Raw genomic sequence first — 21,830 nt, 5'->3', positions numbered from 1 at the left:
GTCCGTCCCCTCCTGTCGCTTCGCCGCGCCGACAGCGACCTGACGGGACGGACGAGCCGGGGTAGGGTCGGGGCCATGACGGATGCCGAGGTCCGAAAGCCCGTTCCCGCATGGATCTGGGGCGGTGCGCTGCTGGCCGCCAGTGCGGTGGTGCCGACGGGGGTGCGGGCTGTGGCGCCGGGCGGTCTCGGGTCGGGTGTCGCGATCGTGGCCATCGTGCTGTTCGCGGCATCCCTTGTCGTCTTCGCCTTCGGGCTGCGAGGGCGGGGGTCGATCGTCGCACGCCGCCCGTCGGGCGTGGCCGCGCTGCTGGTGCTCGCGATCCTCCCCCCGCTCGTGGGCCTCGCGATCGCCGCCCTCTCGAACGAGCAGGACATCCCGCGCCTGCAGATCCTCTCGGCCGTGCACCTCGCCGTCACCGCCGCCGCGGCTCTCGTCGCCGTCGTCGCGATCGGCCGCGCCGCCGTGATTCCCCGACCGTGGCACTGGGCTCCCGCGTGGGGATTCGCGGCCATGGCGGTCACGTTCGCGCTGCCCCAGATCGCGGCGGTCTCCGCGTCGGGCACGGGTCTCGACGATCTGATGGGACTCTTCGTGCTCGGATCGCTCGTGGCCCTGGCGATGCCGCTGGCACTCGGCATCCTCGCGATGGTGCTGGGTGCGCGGGGCCTGACGGTCGCGAGCGCGCAGATCTATCCTCCGGCCGCCTGATCGCGCGGGCTCAGTCGGTGAAGACCTTGCCCGGATTCAGGATGCCGAGGGGGTCGAACACCCGGGTGATCTGGCGCTGCAGCTGCCACTGGTCCTCGCCGAGCTCGTCGACGAGCCAGCGACGTTTGAGGACGCCGACCCCGTGCTCGCCGGTGAGGGTGCCACCGAGCCGCAGGGCCGAGCGGAACAGCTCATCGGCCGCGCGCCAGACGATCTCGGGCACCTCGTCGCCCTCGAAGACGAAGTTGGGGTGCAGGTTGCCGTCGCCCGCATGGCAGACGGTCGGGATCACGAGGCCGTAGGCGCGCTCGATGCGCGCGATCTCGTCGAACATCGCCGGCAGGGCGCTGCGGGGAACCGACACGTCCTCGATCAGCGTGGTTCCCATCGTCTCCATGGCGGGGTGCATCGAGCGGCGTATCGTCCACAGCAGCTCGGCCTCGGCGTCGTCCCGTGCGGCACGCACGGTGCCTCCGGCCGCCTCGAGGACGGCACCGATCGCCTCGGCGTCCACGGATGCCGACGGCCCGTCGGTCTGCACGGTCAGCTGTGCCGCGCCGACCGGAGGAGCGGGCAGCTCGAGCAGGCGGTGCACGGCCGCGAGGCACGCGGCATCCATCAGCTCCATGATCGCGGGCTGCGCGTCCGAGGCGGTCACGGCGGCCGCCGCGGAGGCGCCGGCGCGGACATCGGGGAAGAGGGCCGTGAGGGTGCGTGCCTGCCCCGGGACGAGGCGCCGCAGCTTCAGCGTCGCACCGACCACGACGCCCAGCGTGCCCTCCGAGCCGATGACCAGCGCCGTCAGATCGAGACCGGTCACGCCTTTGACGCTGCGGTGTCCGAGGTGCAGCAGCCGGCCGTCGGAGAGCACGAGGTCGATCCCGAGGACGGCGTCGCGGACGACACCGTACTTCGCGCACAGCAGGCCCCCGGCGCCGGTGGCGATGTTGCCGCCGACCGTCGAGATGGCGCGACTGGCGGGGTCGGGCGCCCACCACAGACCGTGGGCGGCGAGGGCGTCGTTGAGGTCGGCGTTGAGGATGCCGGGCTCGACCACCGCCAGCAGGTCGTCGGCCCGCACCTCCAGGATCCGGTCCATTCCGCGCATCGACAGCACGATCTCGCCGGCACCGGCGTTCGCGCCGCCCGCGAGGCCCGTGCCCGCCCCGCGCACGACGACGGGCGTGCGCGTCGCCGTCGCGATGCGCATCGTCGCCTGGACGTCGGCGACGGATGCCGCGTGCACGATCGCCACCGGACGTCCCGCGGCCGCGTGGCCGGACTTGTCGGCGCGGGCGGCGTCGAGGGCGGCGGGATTCGTGTCGATGCGGTCGGCGAGCTCGGCGGTGAGCAGGTCGAGGACGGCGCTCATGATCGGGCGCGCCTCACGCGGCGAGTCGGCGTCGACCCGAGACCAGTCCGACGGTCACGGCGACCACCGCATACGCCAGGCCGATCCACGCGTTGCCGCTCGTCCACCAGACGATCGTCGCGGAGGCGTAGACGAGCAGTTCGACGAGCGCCCGCACGAACGGGTGCACGACGAACACGGCGCGAGGTGAGACGAACAGGGCCCAGAGCAGGATGGCGATCACCGGAGCACCGATCCCGGCGACGATGTTCCACGGGAACGGCCAGGCGGTGAAGCCCCAGACCGCCAGGGTGACGAAGGCGAACAGTTCGCAGAGGAAGGCGAGGACATCCACCGCATCCAGCGCAGGGCGCACGCCGGCCGGACGTGCGGCGGCACCGTCGGTCGATCGCGGGGCCTCGGGGGCGGCGGGACGGACGTGCGGCAGCTCGGACATTCCGCCAGTTTACGCGGCGGGGCGCGGGCTCAGAGCCCCGGGATGTAGAGCCAGAGCCAGACTCCCGTGCCGACGGGCACACCATCCACCAGGTAGCGTGCCAGCGCATTGTGCGTGTTGTACTCAGACCACGGGACCGAGAACAACACCGTACCTCGCCCGTCTTCCGCGAGCGTGACGCGTGCGACTTCGCGTTCACCTGTGGACACGCTGGTCGACACGACGGACACGGTTTGGCCCGGCGTGCCGACCAGCGTCGCGATCGTGACGACGGGGTTGCTCGTCTCAGTGACGATCGGGTCGCTCGCTAGCGTGAGGTCAACAAGTGGGGTCGGTGTCGGAGTCGGTGTCGGTGTCGGGGTGGGCGTGGGTGTCGGCGTTGGAGTGGGTGTCGGGGTGGGCGTGGGAGTCGGCGTCGGAGTGGGAGTCGGCGTCGGGGTCGGGGTGGGAACGAGCGTCGGCTGCGGCGCCGTCGTCGGAGGCGTCACAGGCCGGCGGGTCGGCGCGGGTTGCGGCTTCGTGTCGGGCTTCGCCGTCGCCGACGGCACCGGCAGCGAGCTGGGGGTCGCAGAGGGGATCGTGCTGGGCGTGGGGGTGCTCGCCGGCAGCGCGGCGCCGGCATCGCCGCCCTCGCCCGCGGAGCCTGCTCCGTCGCCACCCGACCCGTCGCTCGGCGCGGATGCGCTGCTGGCGACCACCTGGGGCACGACGATCACTGCCGCCACCGCGGCCCCGGCCACGAGCACTCCGGCGGCGACGAGACCGACGACGGCGCCGGCTCCGGCGAGCGCGCCGCCGCCCGCAGCAGACCCGGCGGCGCCGGCGGCTCCGGCAGAGCCTCCGGCTCCGGCAGAGCCTCCCGTCCCCCCTGCGCCTCCCGCACCCGCGCCAGCGGCGCCGGCCGTGCCGACGACGGGTGCAGAGCCCGCACCGACGGTCACCGCGCCCGGCATCGTCCCGGACGCGCCCGCCGCGAGCGCGACCAGCGGTGCCGCGCCACCCTGGAGGGTGGCGAGATAGGCGGTGGCGGCACCGGCGCCGATCGTCAGCGGCAGCAGCACCAGGGCGAGGCGGTGCGAGACCTCGGTGGCTTCCGCGGCCACGATCGTGCACCGCGCGCAGTCGGCGAGGTGCGCTTCGAGCTTCTTGTGGTCGCGGGTGCCCAGGTTGTCACGGGCATAGGCGCCGAGCCGTTCGATCGTCCATTGACAGTCCGACCCGTCGGCGACGGTCTGCAGATGCGCCTGGATCCACGCCTCGCGCAGTCCCTCGCGCGCGCGGAAGGCCAGCTGGGCCACCGCCGTCGCCTTCATGCCCAGCAGCGGCGCGATCTCCGCCGGCTTCATCTGTTCGATCTCGGTGTACCAGAGCACCTCCTGCCAGCGGGTCGGCAGGCTCCGGAACGCGCGGTGCGTGAGACTCCGATCGAGCGCCTCGTCGGTCACGTGCGCGTCGGCATCCGGGTCGGGAAGAGCCTCGAGCTCGTCGATCGCCGTCTCACGTCGGGCGCGACCCCACCCGGCGGCCGTGTTGCGGATGCTCGTGAACAGGTAAGCGCGGAACGAGCCCGTCGGGCCCCCGCCCTTCGCGATCGCCTGATAGATGCGTGAGTACGCCTCTTGGACGAGGTCGTCGGCATCGAAGCTCGAGGTGATCGACGAGGCGACGGTCAGTCCCGACCGATAGTGGCGGCGCCACAGTTCGGCGAACGCCTGGCGGTCGCCGGCGCGGGTGCGCAGCACGAGGTCGGCGTCGGCGATATCGGCGGGATCGCGGCGCGGTTGATCGGGGGTGTCCATGACGAGAGAGTCCTGTCGGAGTGGGCGTCGTTCGTTCTCACCCAAGAGACGGCCACGGCGGCGGATTATGACGCGGGTCGCGTCAACACGTCTCATTTTCGCAGGTCCGGCTGGGGAACGGCCGATGGCGGCGGAGGGATCGCAACGTCATCGGAAAAAGTTCGAGAAAAAACTCAGAACTCGCGTAATGGATCGCGTGGTGCGCGCTCTCTTGGGGTGAAGGACTTCCCGTCGTGTGCTCTCCAGGGGGATTCAGGAGCAGCGCCGACGGGAACGGCCAGGGGAACGGAGCGATCCGTGGCCAGGACCGGAAGCGCGGGATCTCGGGGGAGGACCTGCGCGGTACCGGTGGAGGGGGTAGAGCGGGGCGGACGGCGCGGGGGCGCCCTCCGCCCCGCTTCTCTCGTCCGGTGCCCGCGGTCAGACGCGGATGCCGTCGACCCACACCGTCTGCACCCGCAGGTTCTCGTCGAGCAGCACGATGTCGGCGACACGACCGCTCTCGACGACGCCGAACCGGTCGTCGACGCCGACGGCACGGGCCGGAATGCGGGTGAGCGCGTCGACGGCGCTCGTCAGCGCGATGCCGTGGCCGACGGCCAGGCGCAGGGCGGCGTCCTGGGTGAGCGTCGAGCCGGCGATGGCGCCCCCCTCATCGAGGCGGGCGGTGCCGTCGGTGACCGTCACGGCGAGCCCGCCGAGCTCGTAGTGCCCGTCGGCGGCACCGGCGGCGGCCATCGCGTCGGTGATGAGCGCGACCCGATCGGGGGCCTGCGCGAACGCGAGTGCCACGACATCCGGGTGCACATGCACGCCGTCGGCGATGATCTCCAACGTCACCCGCTCGTCACGCAGCGCTGCGACGACCGGCCCGGGTTCGCGGTGGTGGATGCCGGGCATGGCGTTGAACGCGTGCGTGAGGATGGTCGCTCCGGCGTCGAAGGCGGCGAAGGCTTCGTCCTCGGTGGCGTTCGTGTGGCCGACCGCCACCGCGACGCCCGCGGCCACCAACTGCGACACCGCCGCCAGCGCGCCCGGCAGCTCGGGAGCGAGAGTCACCTGTCGGACGGTGCCCCGCCCCGCCTCCAGCAGCCGGCCGACGGCGGCGGCATCCGGCGGCCGGAGGAGACTGAGGGTGTGCGCCCCTTTGTGGCCCGGATCGAGGAAGGGGCCTTCGAGGTGCGAGCCGAGGATCGTCGCATCGTCCTCGACGAGATCGGCGATCACCGCCACGCGGGCGGCGAGATCGTCGAGCGCTGCCGTGACGAGCGAGAGCACCGCGCGGGTGGTTCCGTGCGCACGGTGCATCGCCCGCGCCGTGGCGATCGCCGCGGCGCCGTCGTCGAACGAGGCGCCCCCGCCTCCGTGACCGTGGATGTCGATGAACCCGGGCGTCACCACCCCTCCCGCGGCGTCGATCACGTGGGCCGCCGTCAGGGCGCGCCACGTCGTGCCCGTCCCGCGGCCGTCGATGACGCCATCGGTGAAGGCGATCCAGGCGTCGGGGGTGAGCGTTCCCGCAGAGACGAGACGGGCCGAATGGATGACGGTGGTCATGTGGTGTCCCCTCGTGCGGTGATCGCCTCCATCGGCGTCCATTCGATCTCGGGCAGCGCGGTGAAGCGGATGCCGAGTGCCGTCCACAGAGGCCCGAGCCCGCCCACGCGGGACCGGAACGATTCCCATGTTCGCAGAGGGCGGCTTTCCCATGCCGGGGACCACGCCGCTTCCGCGGCGGCGGCGATGCGCGGGAATGCGAGCGCGTCGATGTCGGCAGGCGTCCGAGCGGTCTCGCTCCACAGCGGCGCCTCCACGCCGAGGATCTGCGTCTCGTCGATGCCGTCGATGACGGCGGTCGGCTCCCACTCGTAGGCGCGACGGGCACTCGTGACCCCGCGTGCCCACGTCAGCCCGAGCGGTGAGTCGGGGTCGAACTTCATATCGAGGTAGATCGCATCGGCGGGCGAGAGGATGACCCGCCCGCCGCGACGGACGAAGCCCCGGGTCTTCTCGTCCATGCCGTCCGTCGGCGACACGAAGCCCCAGTACTGACCGACGGTTCCTTCCGCGACCCTGCCCGAGACTCCGGCCTCATGCCAGGCGATGGCGGTCTTGCCGGTCTCGACCACGAGCCGTGAGACGCGCTCGATGTAGTGGTCGTAGTCATCGGCATCCGTCCCCAACGCCTCGTCGCCGCCGATGTGCAGGTACGGACCGGGTGTCAGCGCCGCCAGCTCGGTGAGGACGTCTGCGAGGAAGGTGTACGTCTGCTCGTCGCGGATGCGCAACGACGAGAAACCCACCCCGATGCCTTCATAGGCGACACCGCTGACCGGCAGGTCGGTGCCGTCCTGCTCCGCCTGCTGCTGCAGCTGCGCGCTGATCACCGGCGGCGCGCACAGCTCGGGGTAGGCGAGGGAGACGGCGTGGGTGTGGCTGGGGCCGTCGATCTCGGGCACGACGACCATGTGGCGGCGGCCGGCGTACGCGACGATGGCGCGGTAGTCGTCGTGGGTGTAGAAGCCACCGCCGTCGGCGCCGACCGAGCTCGTGGCTGCCCTCTCCGTGAGCCGGCGGCGGGAGTGCATCTCGATGCGCCATCCCTGGTCGTCGGTGAGGTGCAGATGCAGAACGTTGAACTTCAAGCCCGCGGCGCGGTCGATGTAGCCGCACACCGTCGCGACGTCGAGGAAGTGACGGGCGACGTCGAGCATGACGCCGCGGTACGCGAACCGGGGTGCGTCCTCGATCTCCATCTCCGGAACGCCCCAGCCCGAGGCGTCCGCCGTGATCGCCTGCGCGAGAGTCTGCACGCCGTAGAAGAGGCCCGCGGCATCCGCACCCGCCACGTGCACGGCGTCGACGTCGCTGCGCAGCCGATACGACTCGGCGGGGCCGTCGTGGTCGAGGCTCAGTCGGATCTGTCGCCGCCCGCCGTCTGCGGGTGTCGGGGGAGGCAGATGGATGCCGGTGCGCGCAGCGATCAGCCGGCGCAGCTCGGCGGCGGCGTCGGAGAGGGCCTCGGCATCCGTCGCCATCACGAGCGCGACGTCGCCTGCCAGGGCGAACGCGCGGCCGTCGCCGACGGTCAGGTGCGCGGGTGCGGGGACGAGGGAGGGCTGCGACACGGTGGCTCCATTCTGCGTGGCGGCCGGGACCGGGGCCAGGGGGTACTCCGTTTGTGTTAGGAGTCTTAACAAATCTGGCAACGCCAGCCTAGCCGTGTGCCTGCGGCGTCGCATCCGATATGCTCGCACTGTCGCGACTGGCGTTGAGGTGGGTCACCATCGGGGAGCGGCGAACACGGCAATCGACCGCACGCCTGGGCCGGCCTTCGTTTGATTCATCGGCGTGCGCCCAGCGCACACCGGCATCCACCCGACGAATGGCAGGAGACCGTCATGACCGATCCGTACTTCAACGCCCCGCTCGCCGAGGTCGACCCCGAGATCGCCCAGGTGCTCGAGCGCGAGCTCGAGCGTCAGCGCGGCTACCTCGAGATGATCGCCTCGGAGAACTTCGTTCCCGTTTCGGTGCTGCAGTCGCAGGGCTCGGTGCTGACGAACAAGTACGCCGAGGGGTACCCCGGCCGTCGTTACTACGGCGGGTGCGAAGAGGTGGACGTCGCCGAAGAGCTCGCCATCCAGCGCGCCAAGGCGCTGTTCGGCGCCGAGTTCGCGAACGTCCAGCCCCACTCGGGGGCCTCCGCCAACGCTGCCGTGCTGCACGCGATCGCTCGCCCGGGCGACACGCTGCTGGGTCTGTCGCTGGATCACGGCGGGCATCTGACGCACGGCATGAAGATCAACTTCTCCGGCCGGCTGTACAACATCGTCGCCTACGGTGTCGACCCGGAGACGTCGACGATCGACATGGACGAGGTCGAGCGCCTCGCCGTCGAGCACCAGCCGAAGGTCATCATCGCCGGATGGTCGGCCTATCCGCGCCGGCTCGACTTCGCCCGCTTCCGCGCCATCGCCGATAAGGTCGGCGCGTTGCTGTGGGTCGACATGGCGCACTTCGCCGGTCTCGTCGCCGCGGGCCTGCACCCCTCCCCGGTGCCGCACGCGCACGTGGTGAGCTCCACCGTGCACAAGACCATCGGCGGACCGCGCTCGGGCTTCATCCTGACCAACGACGCCGACATCGCCAAGAAGATCAACTCGGCGGTCTTCCCCGGCCAGCAGGGCGGCCCGCTCATGCACGTGATCGCCGCGAAGGCCACGGCGTTCAAGCTCGCCGCGACCCCCGAGTTCCGCGAGCGTCAGGAGCGCGTCATCCGCGGCGCGGCGATCCTCGCCGACCGGCTGTCGCAGCAGGACGTGAAGGATGCCGGGATCTCCGTGCGTTCGGGCGGCACCGACGTGCACCTCGTGCTCGTCGACCTCCGCGACGCGGCGATCGACGGCAAGCAGGCCGAAGACCTGCTGCACGAGATCCACATCACGGTCAACCGCAACGCGGTGCCCAACGACCCGCGTCCGCCCATGGTGACGTCGGGACTGCGCATCGGCACCCCCGCGCTCGCGACCCGTGGCTTCGGTGACGCGGAGTTCACCGAGGTCGCCGACATCATCGCGCTCGCGCTGCGGCCAGACGCGGATGTCGAGTCGCTGCGCACGCGCGTGGCCGCGCTGACCGCCGCCTTCCCGCTGTACCCCGGCCTCGCCCAGTAACGGCTCGCCATCCCGGCATCCCCTGTCTGCGAGACACCACCTTCGCACCGAGAAACCGTCTGGCGACGTGTGTCTCGGTGCGGGAGTGGTGTCTCGCGGGACGATTTCTGAGGAGAGAACATGACGGCACAGAAACTCGACGGCCGCGCGACGGCCGCGGCCATCAAGGCGGAGCTCGCCGAGCGCGTCGCGAAACTGAAGGCGCACGGCGTCACACCGGGCATCGCCACGGTGCTGGTGGGGGCCGACCCGGCATCGCAGCTGTACGTCGGGATGAAGCACCGTGAGTCCGAGGCGATCGGCATGAACTCGATTCAGGTCGAGCTGCCGGCCGACGCCACGCAAGCCGACGTCGAGGCCGAGATCGACCGCCTCAACGCCGACCCGACCTGCCACGGCTACATCGTGCAGCTGCCGCTGCCGCGTCACCTCGACACGGATCGCATCCTGGAGCGGATCGATCCGGCCAAGGATGCCGACGGCCTGCACCCTACCAACCTCGGCAAGCTCGTGCTGAACGTCAACGACGAGATCACCTCGCCGCTGCCGTGCACACCGCGCGCCGTGATCGAGCTGCTGGAGCGCAACGGCTTCGCCCTCGCGGGCACGCATGTCGTGGTCGTCGGCCGCGGGGTCACGATCGGCCGCTCGATCGGCCTGCTGCTGACCCGTCGCGCCGTCAACGCGACGGTCACCCTCACGCACACCGGCACGCGCGATCTGCCGTCGTACCTGCGCCAGGCCGACGTGATCGTCGGCGCCGCGGGCGTCAAGCACCTCGTGCGCCCGGAGGACGTGAAGCCCGGCGCCGCCGTGCTCGACGTCGGCGTGACCCGCGAGAGCGACCCCGAGACCGGCAAGGCGAAGGTCTACGGCGACATCGCGCCGGGCGTGGAGGAGGTCGCCGGGTGGCTGTCGCCGAACCCGGGCGGCGTCGGGCCGATGACCGTCGCCCTGCTCATGACCAACGTCGTCGAGGCGGCCGAGCGCAGCATTCGGGCCTGATCGCCGGCGGCGCGCGGATGCCGCGGCATCCGTCCGCGCGGAGAGGGCGCGTCAGCCGCGCGCGCCGCGCAGGTGCTCCTGGACGAGCGCGTCGTGCTCTTCGTCGGTGAGGGCGTCGTAGCCGGCGGCTTCGACGCGGTCGCGGCGTCCCCACCGCACCAGCAGGATGATCAGGATCGGCACGTCGGCGACCTCGGCGATGAACCAGAGCAGATCGCCGGCGAGGTGCTGATCGTGCAGCGGATTCGGCCACCACGCCGCACCCGCGGCGGCTGCCACGCCGTCGACGACCGTGTCGTTCAGGCGCAGGAGGATGCCGGGGATGGAGTCGATGACGAGTTCCACGAAGGCCAGCAGGAACTCGACCGCGAGGAACGTGCTGGTGTGGATGCCGGTGAGGGCCATCAGGGGCACCACGAGCAGCAGCCCGACCACGAGCGAGACGAGCCCGAGCGCCTCGCCGATCACGGGCGAGGTGCGGAGAACTCCCGCGAGCGGCGTGAGGAACACGCAGAAGATCGCCGCGACGAAGATCGTGGCGAACATCGCGTTGCCGAGGACCCGGAACACGCGACCGTCGAGCACGGCGTCCAGGCGCTGGCGACCGGCATCCGACAGGCCCGCGCGCAGCAGATCGAGCGGACGGCCGAGGGAGATGAGACCCGGGACGGCCATGAGCAGCAGCGCGATGCGGGCGACGAACGCCCAGCGGAGCTCGGCCGACCAGGTGCCGAGGAAGCCGAGTTCCACCACGGCGTATGAGCCGAGCCCGAGGGTGAAGAAGAGCACCGTGCGATGGGGCGGCCACGGGGTGCCGCGCTGCCGAGCGCGTCGCACCCCGAGGGCGTAGAGAAGCGCCGCGCCGGCCAGGGCCGCGAGCGTCACGGGGTCGGCGCGCCAGGTCGTCAGCAGAGCATCGATGGGAGGCGTGGCCTCAGCGTACGACCGGCGGCTATGCGTGCGCGGTGAACGCGTACCACGACGATCTGATTGTGTAACAATGTTCCTGTGAGTCGTCCCCTCTCCATCGCCGCCGTCCTCGTTGCGGCACTGTGCTTCGCCACGACGGGCACATCGCGGGCGCTCGCCGACGTGGACGCCGATGCCCTCTCGATCGGCGCGGCGCGCGTGCTCATCGGGGGTGGGCTGCTGGGCGCCATCGCCATCGCCATCGCCCTCGTGGCGCGGTCAGGGCGCACCGCTGCGCCGCACGTGGAGACCGGCCGCGCCCGCCAGACGGTCTCCACGTTCGTCATCGTGCTCGTCGGTGCCGCGGGGGTGCTCGCGTACCAACCGACGTTCTTCTCGGGAACCGGTCTCAACGGTGTCGCCGTCGGCACGGTCGTGGCGCTCGGCTCGGCGCCCATCGTCACCGGCGTTCTCGACAGCGTGCTGCGCCGACGACGGCCGAGCCTGCGGTGGAGCCTGGCGACGACCGTTGCGATCGTCGGTGTCGTGCTGGTGTCGGGCGTGGTCGGCGACGGCGCCGCCGCGCCGGCCAGCGCCCTGGGCGTTGCCGCCTCGGTGGGCGCCGGCGCGTCGTACGCGCTCTACGCGATCGCCAGCAAGATGCTGCTCGACCGCGGGTGGACGGCGCCGGCGGCGATGGGTGCCGTGTTCGGAACCGCCGCGGTGCTGAGCCTGCCCGTGTTGCTGTCGACCTCGACCGCGTGGCTCGGGACGGCCAACGGCGCGGCGCTCGCCCTGTGGCTCGGCGTCGTCACGGTCACGATCGCCTATCTCCTGTTCGGCGCGGGGCTTCGCGGTCTGAGCCCGGCGACCGTCTCGACCCTCACGCTCGCCGAGCCGCTCGCGGCCACGGTGCTCGGCCTCGTGGTCTTGCACGAGCAGCTCTCCGCCGTCTCTGTGGCCGGGCTCATCGTCATCGGGGTGGGGCTCGTGCTGGTCGCCGCCCCGGTGCGCGCGCGGAGCGACGGTGTCTCCGCGCCGGCGTGACGGTTCGCCGCGGCCGACGGCGGACGTGCGCGTCGCCGACGCGCTGCGCGGCGAGATCCTGAGCGGAGCGCTGGCACCGGGCGCGCCGCTGCGCGAGGAGGAGATCGCCCGGGCGCACGATGTCTCGCGGCATACCGTGCGGGCGGCTCTGGCGGCGCTCGGCGCCGAGCGCCTCGTACAGCTCGTCCCCTACGCCGGCGCCCGGGTCTCGGCGCTCGACGACGACGATCTGCGGGGACTCCAGCAGCTGCGGGCGGCGCTGGAGACCGAGGCCGTACGCCTCATCACCGAGGCGCAGGGCTCGGTCTGGTCGCCCGCGACGCGCGCGACGATCGAGGCCGCGATCGATGACCTCGCCGATGCCGAGGCCCGCGCCGACTGGCCCGCGACGATCCGCGCGCACGCCGCTGTCCATCGCGCGATCGTCGAGGTCGCCGACAGCCCTCGTATCGCGCAGGCACACGCGGCGCTCGAGTCGGAGGTGCTGCTGCTGCTGACGCATGTGCGTCCCCACTACGCGCCGGGTGCGCTCGCCGCCGAGCATCGCGCCTACCTCGACGCGCTGCCCCGCGACGGGGGAGCGGCCGTCCGCGCGCATCTCGACCACTCGACGCAGCTCATCCGCGCCGCCCGCTGAGCGCGCAGCCACCGTGCTCCGCAGAGAGTGACGAACTCCGCACGTTTTCTCGGCATCCGTGCGGAGCTCGTGCGATTCTGCGGAGTTCGTGCGCCGCGCTGAGGCGGGCGTGAGGCCCGCCGGCCGTCAGCCGGAGACGCGTGACAGGAACGCCCGCGTCCGCGGGTGCTGCGGCGCGGCGAACACGGATGCCGCGGCGCCTTCCTCGACGATGACGCCGTCGTCGAGGAAGACGACCCGGTCGGCCACGTCACGGGCGAAGGCCATCTCGTGCGTCGCCATCAGGATCGTCGTTCCCTCCGCGGCCAGAGCGCGTACGAGTTCCAGCACCTCGCCCACGAGCTCGGGGTCGAGCGCGGAGGTGATCTCGTCCAGGAGCAGCACTTCGGGATCGGTCGCGATCGCCCGCACGATCGCCGCCCGCTGCTGCTGGCCGCCGGAGAGACGGTCGGGGTGTGCCGTCGCGAACTCCGCGAGGCCCACGCGTGCGAGCAGATCGTGCGCGCGCTCTTCGGCCTGTGCCCGCGGCATCCGATGCACGACGCGCGAGGCGAGGGTGACGTTGTCGAGCACCGACAGGTGGGGGAACAGGTTGTAGCTCTGGAAGACGGCCCCCAGGCGTGCGCGCACGCGGTTGCCGTCGACGCGGGGGTCGGAGATGTCGAGGTCGCCGAGCCAGATGCGCCCGTCGTCGATGGGCTCCAGAAGTCCCAGGCAGCGCAGCAGTGTCGACTTGCCCGACCCGGACGAGCCGATGAGGGCCACCACCTCGTGCGCGGCCAACGAGACGGAGACGCCGCGCAGGACGTCGCGCTCGCCGAACGACTTCCAGAGCTCGTCGGCGCGCAGGACGGAAGTGCCGGATGCCGCGGCGTGCCCGCTCACAGGATCGACCCCTGCTGCTCGCGCTCGCGCAGTCGAGCGGTGTACCAGTCGGTCAGGCGGATCGTCGGGATGGCCAGCAGGATGAACAGGATGCCGGCGACGACGTACGGCGTGAAGTTGTAGCTCAACGACGCCGACGAGCGGGCGGCGGCGATGGCGTCGATCGCGCCGAGGATCGAGATGAGTCCCACGTCCTTCTGCATCGAGATGAAGTCGTTCATGAGGGGCGGCGTCACCTTGCGGACAGCCTGCGGCAGCACGACCCGCCGGAGGGTCTGCACGTAGCCGAGGCCCAGGGCGCGGGCCGCCAGCCGCTGCGACGGGTGCACCGCCTCGATGCCCGCGCGCAGCACCTCGGCCACGTACGAGGAATAGGTGAGCGTGACCGCCACGACGCCGAGCATCACGACGGGGATCCGCGTGTTCATGATCGTCGGCACGCCGAAGCCGATCAGGTAGAGCACGATGATGAACGGCAGACCGCGGAAGAGATCGGTGTAGGCCGCCGCGAGGACGCGCAGCGGAAACAGCACCGGCCCGCGCGCGGTGCGCAGCACCGCGATCAGAAGGGCAACGGCCGACACGGTGACGAGCGAGAGGCCCAGCACCTGCAGATTGATGAGGAAGCCGTCCCAGATCTTCGGCAGTGACTGCAGCGCGATCTGCGGGTCGAAGAACGCCTGCTGCACGCTCGCCCATCCGGGCGTGTTGATGACGCTTGCCCAGACGATCGCGGCGAACACGAGGCTCGAGGCGATCGCGACGAGCACCGAGCGCCGCTGCCGCCCGCGGCGGAACGCGCGACGCTCGAGCTCGAGTGCGCTGGGGGAGTGAATGGTCACGGACCGACGTTACCCGAGCGGGTCACTTCAGCTGCGGCACGCCCTCGGTCAGCACCGACAGCCACTGCTTCTTCAGCTCGTCGAGGGTGCCGTTCTGGCGCAGTGCGTCGACGGCAGCGCTCACCTTCGCCGTCAGCGGCGAGTCCTTCGCCAGCAGCAGTCCCCACTGGTCGGGGACGCCGGCGGCGGGCAGTTCGCCGACCACGAACGAGTTGTCGATGTAGGGGGCGTTGACCGCGACGTACGCGGTGGGCGTGTCGAGCACGATCGCGTCGATCTGGCCGGCCTTGAGCGCGGCGACGGCGTCTTCGTTGGAGTTGTAGAGCGACGGCGCGGTGGTCGGGGCGATCGCCTTCTCGAGCGTGGCGGCGCTCGTCGAGCCGGTCATCGCTCCGATCGCGAGCCCCTTGAGCCCCGCGATGTCGGTGATGCCCTGGGCCTTTCCGCCCTTGATCGCGACGACCGACTGGCTCGCTTCGTAGTAGGGCGTCGAGAAGTCGACGGCCTGCTTGCGCTCGTCGGTGATCGTGTACTGCTGGATGTTGATGTCGAAGTTCTTCGGTCCGGGCGCGATCGCCGACTCGAACGACGTCCGCACCCAGACGACATCGTCCTTGGCGAAGCCGAGCTGATCGGCAACGGCGTACGCGACCGCTGCTTCGAAGCCCTTCCCGGATGCCGGGTCGTCGCCGTAGACGTACGGCTCGTACGCCGTCTCGCCCGTGGCGAACGTGAGCTTTCCGGGGGTGATGTAGCCGACATCCGTGCCGGCGGAGTCGGACGCCCCACCCGCCGGAGTCGACGTCCCTCCGGCGCAGCCGGCGAGGACGAGGGCGAGAGCGGCCGCGGTGGCGGCAAGGGCGGTGCGCAGGATGGGGCGCGGCATGGAGACCTCCGGGTGGGATGAGCGGCGCGCCGAATCGTGTGCGCGGATGCCGCGACATCCATCTTCCCCGCTGGCGTGGTGCCGGGCCTCGCCGGGCGACGCTTTGTTACAGGGTCTTCACCCGCGCCGCCCGAGGTGGGCGAGAGGTGTCGTCGGTCGAGGGGCGCCGCGCGCGGCGGGGTGATGCGGCGTCGGCGTTGCCGTGCCGCGCCACGCGCTCGATCCAGCCGCGGCGGGCAGTGTCATCGCTGAAGCGCACGGGCGTGAAGCGTGCGATGCCCACCGTGCGCACGCCGCAGTAGCCGAGAGTCGCCCGGGAGAGCGATGCTTCGGCGGCGCCGCGGTAGACGACGCGGTTCCAGAACCGAGGAGAGTCCATCGTCATGACGATGCGTGCCGTGCGACCGGCGAGGAGACGGTCGGACAGGGCAGAGCGTTCGCGATAGCGGAACGTCGCGTTCGAGAGGAAGACGCGGTCGATGAACGCCTTCAGAGCTGCCGGTACGGTGCCCCACCACTGCGGATGGAAGATCGCGATGTGATCGGCCCAGAACAGGTCGTCCAGGTACCGGGCGACGTCCGGATCGAGCGGCAGATCGTCGGTGCGGCCGACGCGCGGCGCGCGCAGCTGGTCGCGCGTGCGGGGATGGTCGGGAATGGGGTCGTGGGCGAGATCGATCAGGCGCACCTCGGCGCCGGCGGCGCGGGCACTCGACACGTAGCTCTCCGCGAGCGCGTGGGTGAGGGTATCGGGCAGGGGAGTGCCGACGATGACGAGCAGGCGGCGGTTCATGGCGTGCGACCTTTCGCGAGGACGATGTCGGTGAGCGCCGACAGATGGGCGTTGAGCGCGGCGGGGGTGATGCCGGTGCCGGAGGAGACCGGATCCAGGCGCGGATCGGCGAGCATCTGGGCGAACTCGGCCTCGAGCTCGCCGCCGGCCACGCGCACCAGCTCGACGCCCTTCGGGGTCAGCTCCAGAAGGATGCGGCGCCCCTCGCCCGCGGTGGTGCGCAGCCACCCGTCGGCGACCAGGGCCGGGACGCGCTTGCTGACCGCGGCCTTCGTCACGCGCAGGCAGCGTGCGAGCCCGGTGATGTCGATCGGCGCCCGCTCGGAGAGGGTCGCCAGGATCTCGAACAGGTTGAAGGTCACGCCATGTCTGTCTCGCAACCAGGCGTCCGCGAACAGATCCAGTTCGCCGACGAGCTCGTGGAGGGTGACGGTGAGACGGGCGGCCATAGCCAGAGTCAACCAGTTGACATCCCTGGTGTCAACTGGTTGACTCGCGCGGTCAGGAGATGCTGATCAGCCGATCCAGGTCGTCGTCGGGAAGGGTGTCGGCGGTCGCGGTCACCTGCAGGTCTATGAGGTCGGCGCGTCCGCGAAGGATGTTGAGGAAGGCGGTGTCCGCGGCATCCCGGCCCGTCGCGATGCGAACGAGCGTGTCGCGGGGTGCCAGGGTAGTGGCGTCGACGACGCGCCAGGCGCCGTCGACCCATGCTTCGGCGACGGCGTGGAAGTCCATGGGGTCGAGTCCCGGCGCGTACACCGCGACCAGCCGTGCGGGTACGCCGCCCGCGCGCAGAAGGGCGACGCACAGGTGGGCGTAATCGCGGCAGACGCCGCGGCGGGCCAGGAGCGTGCGGACGGCGCCGTCGGTCGGCAGGCTCGAGCCGCTGACGTACGACAGCTCGGTGCCCACCCACGACGACACGCCCGTCAGCAGGTCGCTCGAATCGGTGATGCCGCCGAACTCGGCCGCGGCCGTCGGCGCGAGTGCGTCGGACTCCGCGTAGCGGCTGGGGCGGCCGTAGACGAGCAGTTCCGTCTCGTCCGCGTCCAGCGGCGTGGCCGCGCCGTCGATGGTCGCCGCGTAGTCCAGTCGCAGGCGGCCGATCGGCGCGTCCACCCGGTGGAGGCGACCTCCGTGTGCGTCGGCGAGTTCGCGCACCGGCACGGGTGAGCCGTCGACGCGCACGTCGAGGGACTCGGATGCCGGGGCATACGCCCGGGATGCGGCCACGGCGAACACGAGGTCGGCGGGGTCGGTGACGTCGAGCTCGATGCGGGCGGTGACGATCCTCTGCATGCTCACAGGGTGGCATGGCGCCGCGCCGGCCGCGCGGGGGTTGACAGCAGCTCGACGCGTGTCGACGCGCGGCGCCCCGTGTCAGTAGGAGTCGCGCTCGGTGTCGTCGTGCTCCGTCGCCCATCGCGCCGCGAGGGCCTCCGACCCGCGGGCCAGCAGCGCCACGTCGGCGCCCACCAGAAGGAAGGCGGCCCCGTCGTCGAGGTAGGTCTGCGCGAGCTGCGGGTCGAACGCGTTCACCCCGACGGGAAGACCCGCTGCGCGCACGGCGGCGAAGGTGCGTCGCACCGCGTCGACCACGTCGGGGTGCGTCTGCTGCCCCAGCAGTCCGAGCGAGGCGGCGAGGTCGCTCGGGCCGACGAACACGCCGTCGATGCCCTCGACGGCGGCGATCTCGGCCGCCGCATCGACGCCCTCGGCGTTCTCGATCTGCACGAAGACCGACACGGAGGCGTCGGCGTTCGCCAGGTAGTCCTCGACCCGGTTCCATCGAGCCGAGCGCGCCAACGCCGAGCCCACGCCGCGCCGACCGCGCGGGGGATAGCGCGTGGCGGCGACGACGGCGCGCGCCTCGTCGGCGGTGGAGACCATGGGCACGAGGATGTTCTGCGCGCCGAGGTCGAGCACCTGTTTGATCGTGACGGCATCGCCGATCGGCACGCGCACGACCGGGGTCGCGCCGGACCCGTCGATCGCCTGCAGCTGAGCGAGAACCGTGTCGAGCGTGTTGGGGCCGTGTTCCATGTCGACCAGAAGCCAGTCGAGCCCCGATCCCGCCATGATCTCCGCGACCAGCGGTGAGCCGGTGCAGACCCAGCCGCCGACGAGGGGGCGCGATGCCGCCCCCAGCCGGTCGCGAAGGGTCGCCCTCAGACGAAACGACACTCGATCACCCCCATCTGTCCGAAGTCGCAGCGCACCGTGTCGCCGCGCTGCACCCACACGGGCCGTGTGAACGATCCTGCCAGGATGATCTCGCCCGCCTCCAGGCGCGCGCCGTGCTGGTGGAACTTGTTGGCGAGCCACGCGACGCCGGTCGCGGGGTGGCCGAGCACGCCGGCGGCGACGCCTGTCTCCTCGATCTCTCCGTTGCGGCTGAGCACGCCCGGCACCCAGCGCAGATCGATCTCTTCGGGGCTCATGTGCACGTCGCCCAGCACCATGGCGCCGTAGGCCGCGTTGTCGCTGATGGTGTCGACGATGGTCCGCCCCTCCAGCTCGATGTGCGAGTTCAGCACCTCGAGGGCGGCGACGGCATAGTCGATCGCGGCGAGGGCGTCCTCCCGCGTGCAGTCGGGACCCTCCAGCGGTGTTTTCAGCACGAAGGCCAGTTCGACCTCGATGCGCACGTTCGAGAAGTGATCCACGGGGATCTCCGCGCCCGAGCGGTAGACGGTGTCGTCGAACATGACCCCGTAGTCCGGCTCACTGATGCCCGTCGCCTGCTGCATCGCCTTCGAGGTGAGACCGATCTTGCGCCCCACGAGGGTGCGCCCCGCGGCGATCTGCGTGTCGCGCCAGCGGCCTTGGATCGCGTAGGAGTCCTCCACCCCGGCGTCCGGGTACCGCGCGGTGATGCGCGGGATCACGCTGTGGGTGCGGTCTGCCTCGGCGAGTTCCGCCGCGATGGCGTCGATCTGTGCGTCGCTGAGCATGTGTCTGCTCCTCTGAGCTTCTGGGTTCGCGGTCCGTGTCCCACTTCCGCCGGTGTGTGTCCCACTTCCTGTCGGCTGAGGGGTGCTGTGACAGCCGAAAGTGGGACACGGCGGGCGGGACGCAGGAGGGTGCGGGGGGGGGGGGGGGGGGTAGTGGATGCCGGGGGGCGGGTGGTCAGAGCTGGTTGCCGAGCTTGAACTCCCCGGCGCCCACCTCTTCGGGGGCACGGGTGTAGCTGAAACCGTCCGCGCCGATCGTGACCGCCATCTCGCTCGCGTCGGTACGGGCGCGCACGGGCTGCGGATTGCCGTCCAGATCGAGCACCACGGATCCGTCGGTGTACCAGGACGGGACGACGGGGTTTCCCCACCAGTCGCGTCGCTGGTTGTCGTGCACGTCCCAGGTGACCACCGGGTTGTCGGGATCGCCGGTGTAGTAGTCCTGCGTGTAGATCTCGACGCGGTGACCGTCGGGGTCGCGCAGGTACAGGTAGAACGCGTTGGAGACGCCGTGCCGACCGGGGCCGCGCTCGATGGAATCCGAGCGGCGCAGGGCTCCGAGCTTGTCGCAGATGGCCAGGATGTTGTGCTTCTCGTGCGTCGCGAAGCACACGTGATGCATGCGGGGTCCGTCTCCGCCGGTCATGGCGGTGTCGTGCACCGTGGGCTTGCGGCGCATCCAGGCGGCGTAGACGATGCCCGCCTCGTCCTGGATGTCCTCGGTGACGCGGAAGCCGAGGGACTGCATGAAGCCGACCGCGCGCGGCACGTCGGGCGTGATCTGGTTGAAGTGGTCGAGGCGCACGAGCTCGCCGGGGGAGTAGAGGTCGTAGCGCCACGACAGGCGCTCCACGTGCTGGGTCTCGAAGAAGAACTCGTACGGGAAGCCCAGCGGATCCTCCACCCGCACCGAGTCGCCGATGCCCTTCGTGAACCCGTCGGGTCGGCGCTCGACGCGGCATCCGAGCTCGGAGTAAAACGCGACGGCCTTGTCGAGATCCTCCGCCGACCGCACGCGGTACGAGAAGGCGGCGACGGCGGCGATCGGGCCCGTACGCAGGACGAGGTTGTGGTGGATGAACTCCTCGGTCGAACGGAGATAGATCGTCTCGTCGTCCTCCTCGGTGACGTGCAGCCCGAGGATGTCCACGTAGAACTCGCGGGATGCCGCGAGGTCGGTCACCACGAGCTCCATGTACGCGCAGCGCAGGATGTCGGGGGCGGCGACAGAGGGCGTCGGGATGGGATTGTCCGCGTGGATCGGCGCCTCCTGCGAGACGAAGAATCCCGAGGATGTTCGGATCATCTGGCTGCGGTCTGTCATCTCAGGCTCCCTTGCCGAAGGTGGGGTTGTGGGCGGGGCCGAGCGTGATGTGCACGGCCTGCTGGTCGGTGTAGAAATCGATGGAGCGGTAGCCGCCCTCGTGGCCGAGGCCCGACGCCTTGACGCCGCCGAAGGGTGTGCGCAGGTCGCGGACGTTGTTGGAGTTCAGCCACACCATGCCGGCCTCGACGCTCTGGGCGAAGTTGTGCGCGCGCTTCAGATCGCTGGTCCAGACGTAGGCGGCCAGACCGTACGTGGTGTGGTTGGCGAGGGCCAGGGCCTCCTCGTCGGTGTCGAAGGGGGTGATCGCGACGACGGGGCCGAAGATCTCCTCCTGGAAGATGCGCGCGTCGGGGGCGACGTCGGCGAACACGGTGGGGCGCACGAAGTTGCCTTCGGCGAAGTCCTCGGGGCGGCCGCCGCCGGCCACGAGCCGTCCCTCGCTCTTGCCGAGCTCGACGTACGACATCACCTTCGCGAAGTGCTCCGGGTGCACGAGGGCGCCGACCTCGGTCGCGGGGTCATCGGGGTAGCCGACCTTCACGCGGTCGGCCTGCGCCGCGTACCGTTCGACGAACTCGTCGTAGATCTCGCGCTGCACGAGGATGCGGCTGCCCGCGGTGCAGCGCTCGCCGTTGAGCGAGAACACGCCGAAGATGGTCGCGTCGATCGCCGCGTCGAGGTCGGCGTCGGCGAACACGACGGCGGGACTCTTGCCGCCCAGCTCCATCGAGAGCCCTTTCAGGAACGGCGCGGCGTTCGCGAAGATGAGCTGGCCGGTGCTGCTCTCGCCGGTGAAGGAGATCAGCGGCACATCCGGGTGCTTCACGAGTGCGTCGCCGGCATCCTCGCCGAGACCGTTGACGAGATTGAACACCCCCTCGGGAAGGCCCGCCTCCTCGAAGATTCCCGCCCAGAGGGACGCTGACAGGGGCGTGAACTCCGCAGGCTTGAGCACCACGGTGTTGCCGGTGGCCAGCGCAGGTCCCAGCTTCCACGACTCGAGCATGAACGGCGTGTTCCAGGGCGTGATGAGGCCGGCGACGCCGATGGGCTTGCGGTTCACGTAGTTGAGCTGACGGCCGGGCACCTTGAAGGCGTCGTCGGTCTGCGCGACGATCAGGTCGGCGAAGAAGCGGAAGTTCTCCGCCGCGCGACGCGCCTGGCCGAGCGCCTGGGTGATCGGCAGGCCCGAATCGAAGCTCTCCCACTCGGCGAGGCGCGCGTCGCGTGATTCGACGATGTCCGCGATGCGGTGCAGCACGCGCGAGCGCTCGCGGGCCTGCATGCGCGGCCAGGGACCTTCGGTGAACGCCGTTCGTGCGGCGGCGACCGCGAGGTCGATATCGGCCTTCTTTCCCGCGGCGGCCTTCAGGTAGGTCTGGTTGGTCACGGGATCGAGCACGTCGAACGTGTCGCCGTCGACCGAGTCGACGAAGCGGCCACCGATGTAGTGCTGGATGCGCTCGGGCAGGTCGGCCGGCACGCGGCGGGTGGTGGTGAGCGGAGTGGTCATGCGGGCTCCTTCGTGGGAGGGGCGGATGCCGGAGACGG

21 protein-coding genes and 1 riboswitch are annotated in these 21,830 nt (G+C 71.0%); of the genes, 5 read left to right on the top strand and 16 right to left on the bottom strand.

Annotation, left to right across the window (positions count from 1 at the left end; translation table 11 throughout):
- Nucleotides 1–75: 75 nt before the first annotated feature.
- Nucleotides 76–711 carry a hypothetical protein gene (locus ACT53O_RS01945; RefSeq protein WP_476151156.1) on the top strand — a complete coding sequence of 212 codons (636 nt, stop codon included), beginning with the start codon at nt 76–78 and terminating at the stop codon, nt 709–711.
- Between the two features lie 10 nt (nt 712–721).
- Here ACT53O_RS01945 and ACT53O_RS01940 read toward each other — a convergent pair whose 3' ends face one another.
- The 5 genes from ACT53O_RS01940 to ACT53O_RS01920 all read right to left on the bottom strand — a co-directional run bounded on the left by ACT53O_RS01940 (nt 722) and on the right by ACT53O_RS01920 (nt 7,446).
- The gene (locus ACT53O_RS01940) at nt 722–2,083 is read right to left on the bottom strand and encodes an FAD-binding oxidoreductase (protein ID WP_476151155.1); all 1,362 of its coding nucleotides are present in this window, start codon (nt 2,081–2,083) and stop codon (nt 722–724) included.
- A gap of 13 nt (nt 2,084–2,096) precedes the next feature.
- Nucleotides 2,097–2,519: a YrdB family protein gene (locus ACT53O_RS01935; protein WP_476151153.1), complete on the bottom strand. Its 423-nt coding sequence runs from the start codon at nt 2,517–2,519 to the stop codon at nt 2,097–2,099.
- 29 nt (nt 2,520–2,548) lie between these two features.
- Nucleotides 2,549–4,318: a sigma-70 family RNA polymerase sigma factor gene (locus tag ACT53O_RS01930; protein WP_476151151.1), complete on the bottom strand. Its 1,770-nt coding sequence runs from the start codon at nt 4,316–4,318 to the stop codon at nt 2,549–2,551.
- A gap of 420 nt (nt 4,319–4,738) precedes the next feature.
- Nucleotides 4,739–5,875 (bottom strand): N-acetylglucosamine-6-phosphate deacetylase, encoded by a 1,137-nt coding sequence (gene nagA, locus ACT53O_RS01925; protein WP_295774249.1) that lies wholly within the window; start codon nt 5,873–5,875, stop codon nt 4,739–4,741.
- The gene (locus ACT53O_RS01920) at nt 5,872–7,446 is read right to left on the bottom strand and encodes a beta-N-acetylhexosaminidase (protein ID WP_476151149.1); all 1,575 of its coding nucleotides are present in this window, start codon (nt 7,444–7,446) and stop codon (nt 5,872–5,874) included. Before ACT53O_RS01920 ends, nagA begins: the two co-directional genes overlap by 4 nt.
- Before the next feature lie 123 nt (nt 7,447–7,569).
- Nucleotides 7,570–7,653, top strand: a riboswitch (ZMP/ZTP riboswitch).
- A gap of 66 nt (nt 7,654–7,719) precedes the next feature.
- Here ACT53O_RS01920 and glyA point away from each other — a divergent pair.
- Nucleotides 7,720–8,994: a serine hydroxymethyltransferase gene (gene glyA / locus ACT53O_RS01915; protein WP_476151148.1), complete on the top strand. Its 1,275-nt coding sequence runs from the start codon at nt 7,720–7,722 to the stop codon at nt 8,992–8,994.
- 120 nt (nt 8,995–9,114) lie between these two features.
- Complete coding sequence (locus ACT53O_RS01910) at nt 9,115–9,999, top strand: bifunctional methylenetetrahydrofolate dehydrogenase/methenyltetrahydrofolate cyclohydrolase (RefSeq protein ID WP_135948489.1); 885 nt, start codon at nt 9,115–9,117, stop codon at nt 9,997–9,999.
- Nucleotides 10,000–10,050: 51 nt separating this feature from the next.
- On the opposite strand, the gene ACT53O_RS01905 is transcribed toward ACT53O_RS01910, so the two are convergent.
- Entirely contained in the window at nt 10,051–10,884 is an 834-nt protein-coding gene (locus ACT53O_RS01905) for a cytochrome c oxidase assembly protein (protein ID WP_239640066.1), read from the bottom strand.
- 123 nt (nt 10,885–11,007) lie between these two features.
- Here ACT53O_RS01905 and ACT53O_RS01900 point away from each other — a divergent pair, with 123 nt between their 5' ends.
- Both ACT53O_RS01900 and ACT53O_RS01895 read left to right on the top strand, forming a co-directional pair.
- Complete coding sequence (locus tag ACT53O_RS01900) at nt 11,008–11,955, top strand: EamA family transporter (RefSeq protein WP_135948488.1); 948 nt, start codon at nt 11,008–11,010, stop codon at nt 11,953–11,955.
- Nucleotides 11,936–12,592 carry a GntR family transcriptional regulator gene (locus ACT53O_RS01895; RefSeq protein ID WP_112932524.1) on the top strand — a complete coding sequence of 219 codons (657 nt, stop codon included), beginning with the start codon at nt 11,936–11,938 and terminating at the stop codon, nt 12,590–12,592. Before ACT53O_RS01900 ends, ACT53O_RS01895 begins: the two co-directional genes overlap by 20 nt.
- Before the next feature lie 126 nt (nt 12,593–12,718).
- Here ACT53O_RS01895 and ACT53O_RS01890 read toward each other — a convergent pair whose 3' ends face one another.
- The 10 genes from ACT53O_RS01890 to hpaE all read right to left on the bottom strand — a co-directional run bounded on the left by ACT53O_RS01890 (nt 12,719) and on the right by hpaE (nt 21,792).
- Entirely contained in the window at nt 12,719–13,477 is a 759-nt protein-coding gene (locus ACT53O_RS01890) for an amino acid ABC transporter ATP-binding protein (protein ID WP_036316854.1), read from the bottom strand.
- A complete protein-coding gene (locus ACT53O_RS01885; protein WP_112932526.1) occupies nt 13,474–14,319 on the bottom strand; it encodes an amino acid ABC transporter permease in 846 nt (281 codons plus the stop codon). Before ACT53O_RS01885 ends, ACT53O_RS01890 begins: the two co-directional genes overlap by 4 nt.
- A gap of 22 nt (nt 14,320–14,341) precedes the next feature.
- A complete protein-coding gene (locus ACT53O_RS01880; RefSeq protein WP_112932527.1) occupies nt 14,342–15,205 on the bottom strand; it encodes an ABC transporter substrate-binding protein in 864 nt (287 codons plus the stop codon).
- Nucleotides 15,206–15,311: 106 nt separating this feature from the next.
- Nucleotides 15,312–15,998 carry an NAD(P)H-dependent oxidoreductase gene (locus ACT53O_RS01875; RefSeq protein ID WP_135948487.1) on the bottom strand — a complete coding sequence of 229 codons (687 nt, stop codon included), beginning with the start codon at nt 15,996–15,998 and terminating at the stop codon, nt 15,312–15,314.
- Complete coding sequence (locus tag ACT53O_RS01870) at nt 15,995–16,447, bottom strand: MarR family transcriptional regulator (protein ID WP_036316844.1); 453 nt, start codon at nt 16,445–16,447, stop codon at nt 15,995–15,997. The genes ACT53O_RS01875 and ACT53O_RS01870 overlap by 4 nt, the downstream gene beginning before the upstream one ends.
- 52 nt (nt 16,448–16,499) lie before the next feature.
- On the bottom strand, nt 16,500–17,297 hold the full coding sequence (locus tag ACT53O_RS01865; RefSeq protein ID WP_476151143.1) for a transglutaminase-like domain-containing protein: 798 nt from the start codon (nt 17,295–17,297) through the stop codon (nt 16,500–16,502).
- An 81-nt stretch (nt 17,298–17,378) separates the two neighbouring features.
- Entirely contained in the window at nt 17,379–18,182 is an 804-nt protein-coding gene (locus ACT53O_RS01860) for an HpcH/HpaI aldolase family protein (protein WP_476151141.1), read from the bottom strand.
- The gene (locus tag ACT53O_RS01855) at nt 18,167–18,952 is read right to left on the bottom strand and encodes a 2-keto-4-pentenoate hydratase (RefSeq protein ID WP_036316840.1); all 786 of its coding nucleotides are present in this window, start codon (nt 18,950–18,952) and stop codon (nt 18,167–18,169) included. The genes ACT53O_RS01860 and ACT53O_RS01855 overlap by 16 nt, the downstream gene beginning before the upstream one ends.
- A gap of 175 nt (nt 18,953–19,127) precedes the next feature.
- Complete coding sequence (gene hpaD, locus ACT53O_RS01850) at nt 19,128–20,276, bottom strand: 3,4-dihydroxyphenylacetate 2,3-dioxygenase (protein WP_295820775.1); 1,149 nt, start codon at nt 20,274–20,276, stop codon at nt 19,128–19,130.
- Nucleotide 20,277: 1 nt separating this feature from the next.
- The gene (gene hpaE, locus ACT53O_RS01845) at nt 20,278–21,792 is read right to left on the bottom strand and encodes a 5-carboxymethyl-2-hydroxymuconate semialdehyde dehydrogenase (protein ID WP_294947993.1); all 1,515 of its coding nucleotides are present in this window, start codon (nt 21,790–21,792) and stop codon (nt 20,278–20,280) included.
- Between the last annotated feature and the right edge of the window lie 38 nt (nt 21,793–21,830).

The sequence above is a fragment of the Microbacterium sp. DMC48 genome (assembly GCF_056313825.1).
This window is presented reverse-complemented; position numbering and strand designations above follow the sequence as displayed.

Coding starts and splice junctions, on each gene's coding strand:
- ACT53O_RS01945 (WP_476151156.1), top strand. CDS start 76: ATGACGGATGCCGAGGTCCGAAAGCCCGTTCCCGCATGGATCTGGGGC.
- ACT53O_RS01940 (WP_476151155.1), bottom strand. CDS start 2,083: ATGAGCGCCGTCCTCGACCTGCTCACCGCCGAGCTCGCCGACCGCATC.
- ACT53O_RS01935 (WP_476151153.1), bottom strand. CDS start 2,519: ATGTCCGAGCTGCCGCACGTCCGTCCCGCCGCCCCCGAGGCCCCGCGA.
- ACT53O_RS01930 (WP_476151151.1), bottom strand. CDS start 4,318: ATGGACACCCCCGATCAACCGCGCCGCGATCCCGCCGATATCGCCGAC.
- nagA (WP_295774249.1), bottom strand. CDS start 5,875: ATGACCACCGTCATCCATTCGGCCCGTCTCGTCTCTGCGGGAACGCTC.
- glyA (WP_476151148.1), top strand. CDS start 7,720: ATGACCGATCCGTACTTCAACGCCCCGCTCGCCGAGGTCGACCCCGAG.
- ACT53O_RS01910 (WP_135948489.1), top strand. CDS start 9,115: ATGACGGCACAGAAACTCGACGGCCGCGCGACGGCCGCGGCCATCAAG.
- ACT53O_RS01880 (WP_112932527.1), bottom strand. CDS start 15,205: ATGCCGCGCCCCATCCTGCGCACCGCCCTTGCCGCCACCGCGGCCGCT.
- ACT53O_RS01875 (WP_135948487.1), bottom strand. CDS start 15,998: ATGAACCGCCGCCTGCTCGTCATCGTCGGCACTCCCCTGCCCGATACC.
- ACT53O_RS01870 (WP_036316844.1), bottom strand. CDS start 16,447: ATGGCCGCCCGTCTCACCGTCACCCTCCACGAGCTCGTCGGCGAACTG.
- ACT53O_RS01865 (WP_476151143.1), bottom strand. CDS start 17,297: ATGCAGAGGATCGTCACCGCCCGCATCGAGCTCGACGTCACCGACCCC.
- ACT53O_RS01855 (WP_036316840.1), bottom strand. CDS start 18,952: ATGCTCAGCGACGCACAGATCGACGCCATCGCGGCGGAACTCGCCGAG.
- hpaD (WP_295820775.1), bottom strand. CDS start 20,276: ATGACAGACCGCAGCCAGATGATCCGAACATCCTCGGGATTCTTCGTC.
- hpaE (WP_294947993.1), bottom strand. CDS start 21,792: ATGACCACTCCGCTCACCACCACCCGCCGCGTGCCGGCCGACCTGCCC.